The sequence below is a fragment of the Halalkalibacterium halodurans genome, from assembly GCF_004376175.1.
Taxonomy (GTDB): Bacteria; Bacillota; Bacilli; order Bacillales; family Bacillaceae_D; genus Halalkalibacterium; species Halalkalibacterium halodurans.
The window spans coordinates 1-14,859 of sequence record NZ_SNUY01000037.1; the positions used below are offsets into that span (position 1 = coordinate 1).

Sequence of the window (14,859 nt, forward strand, 5' to 3'; positions counted from 1 at the left end):
TCCGCTCCTCATTCTAGAAAGATGCTTTTCAGAAGAAAAATAACCATGATTCTTTCAAAGGGATCGGGAATCTAATCGTTTTTGGCCTAAAACCCTGATTTATGTTCGAGGTATGAATAATTCAGGAGTATATGAGGTAGCTGAAAAAATAGGCTATGCAAATGTGGATTATTTTCACAGAAAATTCAAAAAGTACGTCGGTGTCTCACCATCAACCTTTCGAAAACGTCACGACAGCTTGCAAGTTTATCATGACTAAATGCTAGGCAATCTCTCATTTTGACCTGAAATCGCCTCACATTCGAAAGGTACTGAAACGAAACGGTTTTCGTTATGATAAAAGTATCAGAGAGGGGGGGTTATTTGGAAACCGTAAAAGAGAAAGCGCATTCAAAGATTCGAGTGCAGCGCCGAAAAAAGATCATTACAACGTTGAAGCAGCAAAAATATTTGTACTTAATGTCACTTCCTTTCGTTGCTTTGGTTTTAGTGTTTAATTATTTTCCCCTCTGGGGATGGACGATGGCGTTTCAAAATTTCCGGCCGGGTTTATCTTTTTTTGAACAAGAGTGGGTCGGGTTGCAACATTTTATCGAGTTATTTCAAGATGATCGCTTTTATTTAGTTTTACGTAATACGTTGGCGATGAGCATCATGGGACTTATTGTAGGCTTTACGATGCCAATCCTATTTGCGGTTTTATTGAACGAAGTAAGACACGCAGTATTTAAGCGTACAGTTCAAACGGTTTCTTATTTGCCTCACTTCGTCTCATGGGTCGTTGTGGCTGGGATTGTTACGAAAATGCTTTCGATCGATGGTGGCATCGTGAATCAACTGCTCATGGCGTTTGGTTCGTTGATCAACCCGTGCAGTTTATGGCCAAGGGTGAATGGTTTTGGGTCATCGTTACGTTATCTGACTTGTGGAAGGAGATGGGATGGAACTCAATCATTTTTCTAGCGGCCATGGCCGGAATTGACCCACAGCTTTATGAAGCAGCGAAAGTTGATGGCGCGAGCCGTTGGCGTCAAATTTGGCACATTACTTTACAGGGAATTCGACCAACCATACTTGTCATCTTAATTTTATCGATTGGGCATTTGATGGCGATCGGATTTGAGAAACAATTTTTACTCGGAAATCCGTTGGTCGTTGACTATTCTGAAGTTCTTGATTTATATGCATTAAACTATGGATTGGGACTTGGACGCTATTCCTATGGAACAGCAATTGGTATTTTTAATTCCGTTGTTTGTATCATTTTGTTGTTTTTAGCGAATGGCATTTTTAAACGGTTCACGAATCAAAGCGTAATGTAGGAGGCGGAAAGATATGACAGGCAAATGGGGGGATCGACTATTTGATTGGTGCAATTACCTTTTTTTAACGATGGTCTTACTTGTCACGCTGTACCCTTTTTTAAATGTTCTTGCGATCTCGCTCAACGATTCGGTCGATACGGTTCGGGGAGGAATCTACATTTGGCCACGGGAGTTTACATTAGAAAACTATCGAGTCATTTTCGGGTACGACCACCTTGTGACCGGTTTTATTAATTCGGTTTTACGGACAGTGATCGGTACAGTGCTCGGGGTTTTTTCGTCGGCGATGGTGGCCTTTACCCTAAGCCGAGGAGATTTTCAAGCGCGGAAATTTGTCTCGACGATTATCGTGCTTACTCTTTATTTTTCAGGTGGGTTAATCCCTGGGTATATGCTCATCCGTGAGTTAAATTTAATTAATACGTTTTGGGTGTACGTTTTGCCAGGGATGGTCAATGCATTCCATATTATTATCGTTCGTTCATTTATGGATGGCTTGCCATATTCCCTACAGGAGTCAGCGAAAATTGATGGGGCGAATGATTTTACAATTTTCTGGCGAATTATCCTCCCTCTATGTACGCCTGTTTTGGCAACCATCGCCTTATTTGTGGCCGTTGGACAGTGGAATGCTTGGTTTGACACGTACCTTTACAATAGTTCCAACCCGAATTTGACGACTTTGCAGTACGAACTAATGAAAATTCTACAGAACACAACGATGAGCGCCTCCGATGCGAACGCGTTTAGGGGAACATCTGGTGAAGATCACAGTAGGACTGTGTCCCCAGAATCGATAAAAATGGCGATCTCAATGATAACGATCATTCCGATTTTGCTCGTGTATCCGTTTGTTCAACGCTTTTTTGTAAAAGGTATGACGCTAGGTGCAGTGAAGAGTTAACAAACGAAAGGGGAACTAAAATTGAATGTAAACTTCCGATTATTAAGTGGCTTATTGCTTGCGATGATCATCGTTTTGGCAGGGTGTAGTCAAGAGACCTCAACAGAGGGACAGGAAAGCTCGGATGAGCCTGTCACTTTTACGCTATTTAGCGCCGATCCCCATTCCCAATGGGACAATATGGACAGCCCAGTGAGTCAAAAAGTTGTGGAAGCGACAGGGGTTACATTAGAGGGAGAATTTGATGTTAGCGGAGGGGACCAAAAGATTTCGCTTATGGCAGCGAGTGGCGATTACCCTGATTTGATTTGGCCGAAAGGGAATTCCAACATACTAGTGGATGCAGGGGCACTTATTGACCTTACCGATTTAATTGAGGAGCATGCCCCGAACTTGAAAAAGATTTATGGGGATTATTTCGATCGATTAAAATGGAGTACTGAGGACCCGTCGATTTACATTTTACCGACAGCAGAGGTGGATCACACGTACTGGGAGCCTGGGCATGGATTTATGCTTCAACATGACGTCGTAAAGGAGTTAGGCTATCCGGACATTCGAACGGTCTATGATTTTGAGCAAGCCATTCGTGAGTATAAGGAAAAATACCCCGAGATTGATGGGCAGCCTACCATTGGCTTATCGTTGCTTGCAGATGACTGGCGAATTTTAATTTCCACGACCAATCCAGCTCTTTACGTAACAGGGGTTTCAGATGATGGGGAGTTTTACATTGACCCTGATACGTATGAAGCCACGATGCACTATCGTCGTCCGGAGGAAAAAGACTATTTCCGTTGGTTAAACCATATGAATGATAGCGGCTTGCTTGATCCAGAGAGCTTCGTTCAAAGCTATGATCAATATTTAGCGAAAATCTCATCAGGTCGAGTCCTAGGAGCGATTGATGCAGATTGGCAAGTCGCTGATGCACAGCGGGCTCTAAGGGAAGAAGGAAAGCATGAACGGATGTTTGGTATGTATCCTGTCACGCTCTCAGAAGAGTATAAGCATCCGAACTTCCAAGACACAGGTTATCTTGGCGGCTGGGGCATCGGCATTTCCATCGATTGTGAAGATCCTGTGCGCGCGATCAAATTTATCGATTTCTTAGCATCTGAAGAAGGGCAAATATTGCAAAATTGGGGGATAGAAGGAGAACATTATGAGGTGATTGACGGAGAGCGTGTCATTCCTGAAGAGGAAATGGATAGACGTAATAACTCTGCAAATTACGTAAGGGACACTGGAATCGGTGTATTAAAAGGATTTGCTCCATCATACGGTGACGGAGTGACTGATTCGACGGGACAGACGTATACGATTGTAAGTCCAGATCAAATTATTGAAGCTTACACTGACGTTGAAAAAGAGGTTTTAGCGAATTACGATGTGGAGATGTGGAAGGATTTGTATCCCACGAAAGAGGAATTCCCTGTTAAACCGTGGGGTGCGGCATATAACATCCCAGTAGAGTCTGGATCACAATTGGAGCTGATTATGCAAAGATGTCTAGATATTGTGAAAAAGCGAATCCCTGAAGCGATTCTTGCCTCACCAGACGATTTTGATGACATCTGGGATGCGTTTATGAACGACCTTGAGGAAGCAGGGGTAGAAGAAGCTGAAAAGGCTTATACTGAGCTCGTACGAGAGCGAGTGGAGCTTTGGAACGAATAACATGAATGTTATCAACGCGCAGTCTTTCTTTAAAAGTCTGCGTTTTTTTTGTTGTGTTTACCGATAATTTCAAATTGATGACTGAAAAGTTAGCAGATAACATTTCGGCTTGCCCCCAACAGAGTTTTTGCGAATCATTACAAAAATTTGGTATGATAAAAGATAAGCGCTTCCAAATGTAGGAGGGATATGTGATGGGACAAGTCGAAGTCATTGACCGTCGACAAAGCGTGTTTGGTGACGACATTCAGCTGCAAAAACGAAGCAGTAGCTATGAAATTATTAGCAATGGCGTGTTTCTCATGTCTACAGAAAATGGACGATCCGAGCGAGAAATGGTAATCCTTGGGGCTCAGCATATGAAAAATGCAGTTCATAGCGTGTTGATTGGTGGGCTAGGTGTCGGAATCACAGCTGATGAAGCGGTGCACCTAAACGATCACGTTCAAGTTCACGTCGTTGAAATCGAGCCTTCTGTAGTGGAATGGCAATATCGTTACCTTTATCCTTTCTCCAATCAAGCTCTAGAGCATGAACGGACGGCGATCATTATTTCCGACATTCAACAATGGCTACGTACGAACGAACGGACGTACGATCTCATTTGTCTAGATACGGATAACGGACCAGATTGGATGGTCCATAAGCAAAACGCCAGCTTGTATGGGAAAACAGGTCTCGAACTTGTTCGCGAGCGGGTAAGCGTTGGCGGTGCTGTGTCATTTTGGAGTGCTTCACCATCTGAGAGCTTCCTTCATGAACTTGAAACATTGTTCGATCGGGTCTATGAACACGCAGTTTCCATCTCTCATACATTACCACCTGATTATGTTTATGTTGCTTGCCGAGATCGATAAGGGGAAAACGGCCTTCCTCAATAGGAGAAGGGCCGTTTTTCGTTATGTTCATATTCCTGCTACCTGGCAGAGGTTAAGCGAGCCCCCTCTACTTTGGACGAAAAGAACTCGATTTAGCATCACTCACTGTCTTTCTTATAAAAAACGTGTAAGATTTGCCAATCATCTGCAAATGCTATAACTGTTGCATTTGTTAACTGCTATATATGACATGAGATGGAAAGGAGTTGGTTCTATGGCAAGACGACGACGTCCTCTCGTTCCAGAAGCCCGCGAAGCATTAAATCAATTGAAGCAAGACGTAATGGAAACGCAAGGATACCAGACATCTAATGATGTGAAGTATGAAGTAGCGCGAGAGCTCGGTGTTCCTCTAACGAAAGGGTATAACGGCAAATTAAGTTCCAATGAAGCTGGTAAAGTCGGAGGACGAATCGGGGGCCAAATGGTCAAAGAAATGATCTCTATGGCGTTACAACAACAAGCAAAAGGAGGTAGTGACCATGAAAAAACGTGAAACGAATCGAGACGAGCCTTTAGAAGTTCATATGGAAGACGATCATCCAGGCTCTCAGTTTACAGAAGAGTTTAACGAAACGGGCCAGCGTGAAAAAGGCGTGATCCCACCGAGAGGAAAAGAGGCGCTCGATGAAGTGTAGAAAGGAGGACAGTTGTCATGAAAACATATAGAAAAATCTTACTAGCGGTTGTTTGTTTATTGTTATTCTTCCTGCTGCCAGTAGGAATGGCGTTTGCAAACGACCACGGAGTAAATTGGTTTAAACGTGCCGAGGAAAGACAAATACCTGATCCTGAAGGTGGTGCTGAAATGACTCAGCGCATACCGGTGTCGAATGTAGTTTTACAGCAACGTTACCCTGATACGGTTGTGCTCGCTGGACCTACAACGGCGAACCGTATCGCATTAACCTTTGATGACGGTCCTGACCCTCGTTTCACGCCGCAGGTGCTAGATGTACTACAAGAGTACAACGTTCCGGCAACGTTTTTTGTGATGGGCCGGCGTGCGGAACGTTTTCCAGACCTTGTAACACGGATGGCAGCCGAAGGGCATGTGATTGGGAATCACTCCTATTCCCATCCTAATTTTGTGGTGGAGGATGATGTTGCTCTCCTTGAACAGGAGGTGCTTCAAACGGAGGCCATTATTCAAAATCTCGTTGGGTACAGACCACGCTTTTTTCGAGCGCCTTACGGGTTTTTATACAACGAACTTGTGGAGAAGTTAGCCGAATTAAACAACACGGTTGTCGCTTGGTCTATCGATACGTTAGATTGGCGCGAGCGCCCTGCTGAGGAAGTCGCTTTTTCAGTGATTAGCAGTGCCCAGCCCGGGTCTATCGTACTGATGCATGATGGTGCAGAGGCTGACGGTGATCGGACTCAGACGATTGAAGCCTTGAGACAAATCATCCCCACATTATAGGAGCAAGGCTTTGAGTTTGTGACGGTTTCTGAGCTGATCGGCATTCCATACGAAAAATAAGGAATGAAGTCCGCTTAAACATAGGCGGACTTTTTTCTATTTTTTGCAGAACTAACGGACCGGATAGAAGTAAGCCTCTATGGTTACACCAACGATCTTTAACTGATCAAATGCCATCACCTTTTGTAGTTAGGCTGGCTGCCAAACAATGTCACCAGCTTGTTTTTCTGTATCAATGTTCACATCGAAATGATGCTTTTCGTAAAAGTGGATGAGGCGATCAAGATGATCCCAGTCCCGCTTTGCGATATCTCCTGTCACATAACGGATATTTTGTTCGTAGGCGATCTCTTTTAAATATTTCATGCAAATCGATCCGTACCCTTGATTTTCTGGTCCTTTAATGTCACCAATGTGAAGGTGATCTTCATCCTTATAGCTAGCCATGATTGAAAAATCCCACGTGCCATCAAAAGCTGAATCGCAGGATGTTAACATTACCTTACATTGGTAGCCATCATCATGTAAATAGACGATGACCCATTCCGCTCCCTTTGTAGGCTCAATTCCTATCACTTTAGACTTTTTGGCAATTTCCTTTACATTTTCACGCATACGAAACATTTGAAACTCTAGATCCTCTAAATCTTCTTTTAATTCTTTCGCGTCTTTCAATTCCTCCTCTTGAGCAAGCAAAAACATGAAATACTCCTTTCTATTAATTCCCACAAACATTAAAGAAACCAAAAAAACATACAGTTTTACATTCTACTAGATCATGCAAGAGAATGCAAATTCACACCACCAATATCACCATAAGTCGGATGACATCTGTTGACAAACCTTACATTTAAGAGAAAAATAGATGATGAACAAGCAAGAAAACAAGGAATGTGAGAATGAACGTACGAACGAGTGGCATCGAACCCCTCCTAGTCATTTTACGCTAGTATGCTACAAATGTTTGACATCATTCACTTGTTTTTGCCATCATGAAAAATTCCGTCTTTCGTCTTATGTACTTTTGCAGGATTTGACAGCCGTTAAAGAGAATAGTTGCTACATAGGAAGCAAACGGAGGGAGTGTATGTGGTGGAATCATTGCATTTTGAGCCGTTATACATTTTTAACTCAAAATACCGCTGCCGTTATGAATACGGACTAAACCCAAAAGAACTTCCAAGCCTTGATCCATATTATCCAACACAAATTCTTGAACATAGGCAAGCACAATACAAAGAGTTTTTAGAGATTACGAAACCTTTTGTTGATAAGCTTCTTTTGTATTTGAAAGGGATCCCTACATTGATTATCGTCACCGATCATGAACGTGTCGTCCTTGATGTAACGGGGGAAGCCTTTTTTCAAGAAGAGCTCGGATTAAAGCCAGGATTGGCCTTTACGGAAAAGGGGGCAGGAACGAATGCTGTAGACTTAGCGCTTACATATGAGAAGACGTTCCAAGTCAAAGGAAAGGAACACTTCTTTGAAAGTATGCACAACTTTTCATGTACAAGCTGCTTATTTAGTACAGTTAATTGGTATAATGAACCTCAAAAGGGAACAATCGGGATTATGACAAGCGTGGAAAATGCCAGTCCGCTACATAGTGGTCTGTTATCTTCAGTCGTTGATGGGATTGAGCGAGAATTTAAGCTACGGGTTCAAAATCGCAAGTTGGAAAGCCTGAATCAAATTATGGTCACAACGTCGAGAAACGGAATTGTTATTACGGATAAAGAAGGCAAGATAACCGAGTGCAACCATAGCGCGGAAGAGTTGTTTGCCATTGATCGTGAGGATATGTTAGGGAAGAAGGTTCGCGAGGTTCAGCCATTTGGCGAATATGTTGAGTTAGCCGTGAGGAAGAAACAACGCATTGACAACATGGATTTAAACTTTATAAACATTGAAAATAAGATGAAGTATATTACGATGGACGTATCACCAATCTACGGAAAAAATCAAGAATTTATTGGTGCTTATGGCCAATTTCGTGATATCACGGATCGTGTAGAACTAGAACAGCAAGTAATTCAAAATGAGAAATTCTCTGCGATAGGTCGACTGAGTGCTGGGCTTGCCCATGAAATACGGAATCCGTTAACACCGATTATTGGTTTCGTGAATCTATTAAAAAATGAAAGCTATTTAGATGAAAAGGCGAAGCAATACTTACGAATCATGTCAGATGAGCTGGAGCGAGTTCGCAAGCTCGTAAATGATTTTGTGATCGTCTCAAAGCCGGAGCCGCCAGAGTTAAAGAAAACGAGTCTACATACTCTTGTTGAGCAAGTAATTCGCTTTATGGAAAGTCAAGGATCTTTACATAATGTTCAAATGGAAGTAAATCATTCGATTGATGAAACGGATGAATTACTAGTAGATGCAAGTCAAATGAAGCAAGTGTTGATCAATCTCCTAACGAACGCGATGGATGCGATGGAGCGCGGGGGAGCCATTCGAGTAGAGACCGGAAAAGATTTAGGGAATGGCATGTTCTCAATCAAAGTCCAAGATGAAGGATGTGGAATGAGCGAAGACCAATTAAATCAATTATTTAACCCGTTCTTCACAACGAAAGATGATGGATTAGGATTAGGATTATCGATTTGTTATCGAATCATTAAAAACCATGGAGGAACGATCAATGTTGTTTCCCAGCTGGGTGAAGGCTCGACATTCGAAATATTACTTCCGGTAAAAGAAGGACGAGAAGCATTCATTTTTGAATGATGCTACTTGAACAAGAAAAAAATTCAGTAAACGGATTTTTTAACTATGAGGAGAGATAAATGTGTCAGCTTTTGAAAATGCACTAAAGGCATATATTACTGCAACTAATACCCATCGGTTTGAGGAAGTTGAAAAGTGCCTGCACCCTCACGCCGTCTATTGGTTTACAGACGAAACATGTACAACGATGGAACAAATTCGAGCTTATTTCGAGCACGCTTGGAATACAGTTCAAGGTGAAATTTACTCTGCTCATAATGTATATTGGCTAACGACAGGGGATGATAATGCTACATGTATTTATACGTTTCATTATGAAGGGATTATGAACGGGAAACATGTGACAGGCAGTGGTCGAGCCACCAATGTATTTACGAAGGTTAAGCATGGAGAGTGGTTGTTAATTCATGAACATTTGAGTGCACCGTCCGAGCGGAAATAACCAAGAGGGAGGAACGAGATGGAAACTCCTTCACATCATCTAAATCTGTTTGAATCTCACTTGTTACGTTATTATCAAGCAGCATCCCTGTTCGGCGATGAGGAGAGCATCGAGCGTACGCTGCTTGCTCATTATAAATGGCTGAAAAAAAGCCATATTTTCGATCAACGAGATCTTACAGCTACAACCATTCAACGCTTCATCCATGATTGCAAACGATTTAGTCGTAAACCGAAAGACCCTTTACTCAAGCAACTACCTAATTGGTGCTGTTCACATTTTTAAGCTTCCCATTGAGCAAGCTGCCGATGTATTGGGTATTTCTTACAGTAAACTGTTGAAACGTCAACTTCAGATTATTGAAAAGGTTGAGCCTTCTGTGGCTGTCATCGGATCGTGCTCTGTACCTTAAACGTTGCTCGTTGAATATGTTTATGATCAGCTTTATTTCTGAGCGAGAGAGGGTAACAAGCTCCATGGGTTTCTGGCAGCAACAGTCCACTCATGTCGACGAAGCAAATGCCACATATGAAGGGGATTTTTATTTGCAGCCGATCCATGCAGATGAAGGATACCTCTCTTTAGAAATACGAGATCTATTTGTACATAATTGGGATGCATCGGGTGATTGGGAGTCTCATGTTGTTTATGGTGAGTGGCATTTTGAGATTCCTGTAGAAAAATCACCTACTGTCATCAAGCAGGTAGATGAAAAAACAACCATCATCGATCAAGATTGGTTTATTGATGAAGTGATATTTGCTCCGACAGCTACCTTTATCCATTATTATTCAGAAATCAACGATACTCATTTCGCTTCCTTCTCGCCTAAGATGATCGATCAAAATGGGAAAGAAGTGGAAGCGATCGATCCATTGACTCCGTTTGAAACATCTCTTTTTACTCAAGAAGTGTGGGATTCCTATTTAGTTTTTCCGCCATTGTACGACGACATTCCAGATCAATTAATCATAAAGATGACAATGGCAGAAATCTTAAAAGAGGTCTTTTTTGAACAAAAGCTTACATTACATGAAGGGGAAGAGACGACTTTTTCATTTTTAAACTCTGACATTCAGGTGAGCCGCTTATCAGGTGAGCGATTTTCAACGTTTGTCTTTACGTTCGAAGAAAACATAGAGCGGCCTTTTCATCATATTGATATTTCTGCGAGCGTTAAGCTAGCTGATAAAGTTAGAAGATTAAACAATTACTCATTTACAACCAATTCAATCATTCACCTTGAACGAAATGGTCAGGAAATTCCAGAAGCACAATTAGAGCGGTTTACTTATCAAGATTTTATAAGTTTGCCGTTAGAAATATCGATGGAATTTTCGAACATACCTGAGGATCTATCGGACGTTACGTTTGAGATTTTACTTTATTCAAAAAGTGAATTCCTTGATGAAAAAATGATCATTGATTTGTCAGAAGAATCGTTCGAAAAGCGTAGCCATTAAAGGAAGGCTATGCTTTTTCACATGACTTGAACTAAGAAAAAGTATTTTACGGAAAATAAAAAAACTCTTGCCAAGGGAAAGAAAAACGACTACAATAATTTACGAAAGCGGTTTCATTATTTATTATATAAATTCGCTGTCTCTGTGGTAATCATAGAGATATTATTAGAATCTTTTTCGAAAGCGCTTTAGTTATTTAGTGGAGAGGAGTTTTAACGTGTCGATCATTCAATTTCCGAAAGAAATGAAATGGGGAGTGGCAACCGCTTCCTATCAAATTGAAGGAGCAATCAATGCTGGAGGTAGAGGCGCTTCAATATGGGACGTCTTTGCGAAAACTCCAGGGAAAGTAAAGAACGGTGACAATGGAGATGTGGCTTGTGATAGCTATCATCGCTATGAAGAAGATATTGAGATAATGAAGGATTTAGGCGTGGATATGTATCGCTTCTCTGTTGCTTGGCCGCGAATTTTTCCGAATGGTACAGGGGAGGTGTCACGTGAAGGATTAGATTATTACCATCGACTTGTTGATCGTTTAACCGAAAACGGGATTCAACCGATGTGTACTCTCTACCATTGGGATTTGCCGCAAGCATTGCAAGAAAAAGGCGGGTGGGATAATCGCGACACGATCGATGCTTTTGTCTGTTATGCTGAGATTATGTTCGAAGAGTTCGGGGATAAAATCGACCACTGGATTACCTTTAATGAACCGTGGTGCGTTTCTTTCCTTTCAAATTACATCGGTGTCCATGCACCTGGGAATACCGATCTCCAGTTAGCGGCAAATGTGGCCCACCATCTTCTAGTTGCTCATGGAAAAGCGGTTCAGTCGTATCGAAAAATGGGGCTTAATGGACAAATCGGATACGCGCCAAATGTGGAATGGAATGAGCCTTTCAGCAATCAAAGGGAAGACGCGGAAGCTTGCAAACGGGGAAATGGTTGGTTTATCGAATGGTTTATGGATCCTGTCTTCAAGGGAGCTTACCCATCTTTCTTAGTCGAATGGTTTGAGAAGAAAGGGATAACCGTACCCATTGAGGCTGGAGATATGGAGACGATTCAGCAACCAATTGATTTTTTAGGAATTAACTATTATACAGGAAGTGTTGCCCGCTACAAGGAGAACGAAGGACTATTTGATCTAGAAAAAGTAGACGCAGGGTATGAGAAAACGGATATTGGCTGGAACATTTATCCTGAAGGCTTTTACAAAGTGTTGTCCTATATAACTGAGCAATATGGTCAAATCCCGATTTATATTACGGAAAATGGGTCTTGTTACAATGATGAACCTGTGAATGGGCAAGTGAAGGATGAGGGTCGAATCCGCTACTTGAGCCAGCATTTGACGGCACTAAAGCGTAGCATGGAGTCAGGTGTCAACATTAAAGGATACATGGCGTGGTCATTGCTCGATAATTTTGAATGGGCCGAGGGCTACAGTATGAGGTTTGGCATCGTTCACGTCAATTATCGAACGTTGGAACGGACGAAGAAGGATAGTTTCTATTGGTATAAACAAATGATTGCCAATCAGTTCTTTGAACTTTAAGAGGTTAATTGATTTATAGCAGCAAGCGACCATTTTTTTCTCAAGATTCAACTTACTTTAATGTTTGCGAAAGCGCTTTAGGTTTTGTGATCGCATGAAAGGAGGTGAAATGAGAAAAATCAATTATTCTTTAGGATTATATGCTTACAAAGAATGAAGGGGGAATAACGATGAAAAAAATGAAATTGCTTAGTATTGGTTTTGTTTCGGCACTCTTGTTCGTTGGTTGTAATGGTCAGCAAGCGTCAGACAACGATCCTGAGTCGCCTACTAGTGAAGATCAAGTCGAATTAGTGTTTTGGGAGTTTGGAAACACAGGCTATGACAAACTCATTGCCGAGTACGAAGAAGAAAATCCTCATGTGAAGATTAACCTACAAAACAGTGACATGAATGACCTTCATGATAATTTATTTACATCCATATCTGCTGGAAGTGGAGCACCAGATATTACGATGATTGAAGAAGCGCAAATGGAACGTTATCGTAACGCAGAACAAGCGTTTTACAATTTGTATGAATTCGGTGCGGAGAATGTACAAGATCAATACTTAGATTGGGTTTGGAGACGAGGCGAGAATGCAGATGGGACCTTTATGTTTGGATTACCAACAGACATTGGACCGACGGTCATGTATTACCGTACCGATGTGTTTGAAGAAGCCGGCTTTGATTCATCGCCAGAGGCTGTAAGTGAACTCGTCGCAACTTGGGATGATTTTGAACGCGTGGCAGACGAGATTTATGAGAAAACAGGCAAGCAAATGGCAGATGGCGCAGAGTTAATTTATAACGCAAAGCGTGATCAAGCAAAACAACAATACTTTAACGAAGAAGATCAGTTGATCATTGAAGACCACGAGCACATTCGTGACGCTTTTGACTATACCGCTCGTTTGCTTGACAAAGGTGTTATTGGTGATATTCCTCTTTGGACGCCAGAATGGTTTGCTGGCATGGGCGATGGCTCGTATGCAACGATGTTAGCGCCTGCATGGATGCAAGGAGTTATTAAAGACAATGAACCAGAAGAAGGGGTTTGGTCGATCTCCACTATGCCTGAAGGTGCTGGAAACTGGGGAGGCTCGTATGTAGCAATTCCAGCGGAATCAGAGCATCCTGAAGAGGCGTACAAATTTGTCGAGTGGTTAACTGCACCTGAGCAACAATTAAAGTCATTTTTAGACTACGGACTGTTCCCATCAGCTCCAGCCGTTTACGAGATGTCAGAATTTATGGATTATGAAGATGCGTATTTTGGTGGATTGAAAACAGCACAAATATTTTCTGAAGCAGCACAAGCTGTCGAGCCTGTTTATAAAGGAAGAAACTATTATCCAATAGATGAGGAAATCAAACAAGCAATCGATAATGTTGCCGCGGGCTCAGAGCCAGATGACGAGTGGGAGGCAGCGATAAAACGGATTCAAGATGTTTTAAATCGTCAATAGGTGGCAGTTGAAGGGAGAGGGATTCTTCTCTCCCTTCGCTCCACAAAGGAAGGAGGAAATTCGTTGGCACACTCGGCGAAGGAACGATGGTTAACAGAAGAAAGACGGACGGCACTATCAGCGTATGCGTTCATCTCACCCTTTTTTATTCTGTTTGCAGTTTTCGGTTTGTTTCCAATGATCTTCAGTTTTTACTTGTCATTTTTCAGGTGGGACGGTCTGAACCCAATGAGCTATGTGGGTTTAGCCAATTTTCAACTTATTTTTAATGATCCGACGTTTTTTTCTGCCATCAAAAATACGTTCATTATTGGAATTCTCGGGACGTTACCGCAAATTATCATCGGTATTTTACTCGCGTTCGCGTTGAATTCCGCGTTGATTCGATTTCAGCATACATTTCGGACGCTTGTTTTTTTACCTTACATTACGTCGATCGTCGCTGTGGCGATTATTTTCGGCCTCGTGTTTAATAATCAGCCGTTCGGGCTTGCGAACTATGTATTAAGTTTATTTAATATTGATCCGGTCCGCTGGAGTCAGGAATACTGGCCGGTAAAAATCGCGATTGCGACCATGGTGTTTTGGCGCTGGGTTGGGTACAACACGATTATCTTTTTGGCAGGAATGCAAAGCATTCCAAAGGAGCTTTATGAAGCGGCGAAAATCGACGGTGCCACCATTGGGCAGCAAATTCGCCTCATTACGGTACCGATGCTAAAGCCGTTTATTTTGTTTGTGGTGTTTACGGCAACGATAGGAAGCTTGCAGCTATTTACGGAGCCGTTAATCTTTTTAGGGCGCGGCCTGCGAGAAGAAGGGATCACAATGGTTGCGTACTTATGGCGAGATGCGTTTGTGCTTAATGCCTTTGGAACAGCTTCTGCTGCAGCGATTGTTTTATTTTTCATTATTATTACCCTTACGGCGATCAATTTGCTCATTACGAATCGGATTGGCCGTTCAAAAAAAGTGATGTGAGGAGGGAACAAA

The 14,859-nt window shown here is 42.1% G+C and carries 14 protein-coding genes and 2 pseudogenes; 15 read left to right on the forward strand and 1 reads right to left on the reverse strand.

What is annotated here, in order from left to right:
* Positions 1–127 precede the first annotated feature (127 nt).
* The 8 genes and pseudogenes from E2L07_RS12545 to E2L07_RS12575 form a co-directional block, all read left to right on the forward strand.
* A pseudogene (locus E2L07_RS12545) lies at positions 128–259 on the forward strand (helix-turn-helix domain-containing protein); the annotation flags it as partial.
* A gap of 104 nt (positions 260–363) precedes the next feature.
* A pseudogene (locus E2L07_RS12550) lies at positions 364–1,322 on the forward strand (ABC transporter permease).
* A gap of 13 nt (positions 1,323–1,335) precedes the next feature.
* The gene (locus E2L07_RS12555) at positions 1,336–2,229 is read left to right on the forward strand and encodes a carbohydrate ABC transporter permease (RefSeq protein ID WP_134229723.1); all 894 of its coding nucleotides are present in this window, start codon (positions 1,336–1,338) and stop codon (positions 2,227–2,229) included.
* Between the two features lie 63 nt (positions 2,230–2,292).
* Positions 2,293–3,909 carry an ABC transporter substrate-binding protein gene (locus E2L07_RS12560; RefSeq protein WP_166740076.1) on the forward strand — a complete coding sequence of 539 codons (1,617 nt, stop codon included), beginning with the start codon at positions 2,293–2,295 and terminating at the stop codon, positions 3,907–3,909.
* Between the two features lie 194 nt (positions 3,910–4,103).
* Positions 4,104–4,766, forward strand: coding sequence for a spermine/spermidine synthase domain-containing protein (locus tag E2L07_RS12565; protein WP_134229725.1), 663 nt, complete (start codon positions 4,104–4,106; stop codon positions 4,764–4,766).
* A gap of 235 nt (positions 4,767–5,001) precedes the next feature.
* Positions 5,002–5,283 carry an alpha/beta-type small acid-soluble spore protein gene (locus E2L07_RS12570; RefSeq protein WP_134229726.1) on the forward strand — a complete coding sequence of 94 codons (282 nt, stop codon included), beginning with the start codon at positions 5,002–5,004 and terminating at the stop codon, positions 5,281–5,283.
* Positions 5,270–5,425, forward strand: a complete 156-nt coding sequence (locus tag E2L07_RS20840) for a hypothetical protein (RefSeq protein WP_166740073.1) — start codon at positions 5,270–5,272, stop codon at positions 5,423–5,425. The genes E2L07_RS12570 and E2L07_RS20840 overlap by 14 nt, the downstream gene beginning before the upstream one ends.
* 17 nt (positions 5,426–5,442) lie before the next feature.
* On the forward strand, positions 5,443–6,213 hold the full coding sequence (locus tag E2L07_RS12575) for a polysaccharide deacetylase family protein (RefSeq protein WP_134229727.1): 771 nt from the start codon (positions 5,443–5,445) through the stop codon (positions 6,211–6,213).
* Between the two features lie 189 nt (positions 6,214–6,402).
* On the opposite strand, the gene E2L07_RS12580 is transcribed toward E2L07_RS12575, so the two are convergent.
* Positions 6,403–6,915, reverse strand: coding sequence for a GNAT family protein (locus E2L07_RS12580; RefSeq protein WP_010898078.1), 513 nt, complete (start codon positions 6,913–6,915; stop codon positions 6,403–6,405).
* A gap of 390 nt (positions 6,916–7,305) precedes the next feature.
* On the opposite strand from E2L07_RS12580, the gene E2L07_RS12585 reads away from it, so the two are divergent.
* The 7 genes from E2L07_RS12585 (at position 7,306) to E2L07_RS12615 (ending at position 14,847) form a co-directional block, all read left to right on the forward strand.
* Positions 7,306–8,949, forward strand: coding sequence for an ATP-binding protein (locus E2L07_RS12585; RefSeq protein WP_134229728.1), 1,644 nt, complete (start codon positions 7,306–7,308; stop codon positions 8,947–8,949).
* A 61-nt stretch (positions 8,950–9,010) separates the two neighbouring features.
* Complete coding sequence (locus tag E2L07_RS12590; protein WP_134229729.1) at positions 9,011–9,391, forward strand: YybH family protein; 381 nt, start codon at positions 9,011–9,013, stop codon at positions 9,389–9,391.
* Between the two features lie 18 nt (positions 9,392–9,409).
* Entirely contained in the window at positions 9,410–9,676 is a 267-nt protein-coding gene (locus E2L07_RS12595) for a hypothetical protein (protein WP_134229730.1), read from the forward strand.
* A gap of 191 nt (positions 9,677–9,867) precedes the next feature.
* Positions 9,868–10,854 carry a hypothetical protein gene (locus tag E2L07_RS12600; RefSeq protein WP_053431206.1) on the forward strand — a complete coding sequence of 329 codons (987 nt, stop codon included), beginning with the start codon at positions 9,868–9,870 and terminating at the stop codon, positions 10,852–10,854.
* Positions 10,855–11,071: 217 nt separating this feature from the next.
* Positions 11,072–12,415: a GH1 family beta-glucosidase gene (locus E2L07_RS12605; protein ID WP_134229731.1), complete on the forward strand. Its 1,344-nt coding sequence runs from the start codon at positions 11,072–11,074 to the stop codon at positions 12,413–12,415.
* Positions 12,416–12,585: 170 nt separating this feature from the next.
* Positions 12,586–13,866: an ABC transporter substrate-binding protein gene (locus tag E2L07_RS12610; RefSeq protein ID WP_134229732.1), complete on the forward strand. Its 1,281-nt coding sequence runs from the start codon at positions 12,586–12,588 to the stop codon at positions 13,864–13,866.
* Between the two features lie 63 nt (positions 13,867–13,929).
* Positions 13,930–14,847: a carbohydrate ABC transporter permease gene (locus E2L07_RS12615; protein ID WP_134229733.1), complete on the forward strand. Its 918-nt coding sequence runs from the start codon at positions 13,930–13,932 to the stop codon at positions 14,845–14,847.
* Positions 14,848–14,859 lie beyond the last annotated feature (12 nt).

Coding starts and splice junctions, on each gene's coding strand:
- E2L07_RS12555 (WP_134229723.1), top strand. CDS start 1,336: ATGACAGGCAAATGGGGGGATCGACTATTTGATTGGTGCAATTACCTT.
- E2L07_RS12560 (WP_166740076.1), top strand. CDS start 2,293: ATGATCATCGTTTTGGCAGGGTGTAGTCAAGAGACCTCAACAGAGGGA.
- E2L07_RS12565 (WP_134229725.1), top strand. CDS start 4,104: ATGGGACAAGTCGAAGTCATTGACCGTCGACAAAGCGTGTTTGGTGAC.
- E2L07_RS12570 (WP_134229726.1), top strand. CDS start 5,002: ATGGCAAGACGACGACGTCCTCTCGTTCCAGAAGCCCGCGAAGCATTA.
- E2L07_RS20840 (WP_166740073.1), top strand. CDS start 5,270: ATGAAAAAACGTGAAACGAATCGAGACGAGCCTTTAGAAGTTCATATG.
- E2L07_RS12575 (WP_134229727.1), top strand. CDS start 5,443: ATGAAAACATATAGAAAAATCTTACTAGCGGTTGTTTGTTTATTGTTA.
- E2L07_RS12580 (WP_010898078.1), bottom strand. CDS start 6,915: ATGTTTTTGCTTGCTCAAGAGGAGGAATTGAAAGACGCGAAAGAATTA.
- E2L07_RS12595 (WP_134229730.1), top strand. CDS start 9,410: ATGGAAACTCCTTCACATCATCTAAATCTGTTTGAATCTCACTTGTTA.
- E2L07_RS12600 (WP_053431206.1), top strand. CDS start 9,868: ATGGGTTTCTGGCAGCAACAGTCCACTCATGTCGACGAAGCAAATGCC.
- E2L07_RS12610 (WP_134229732.1), top strand. CDS start 12,586: ATGAAAAAAATGAAATTGCTTAGTATTGGTTTTGTTTCGGCACTCTTG.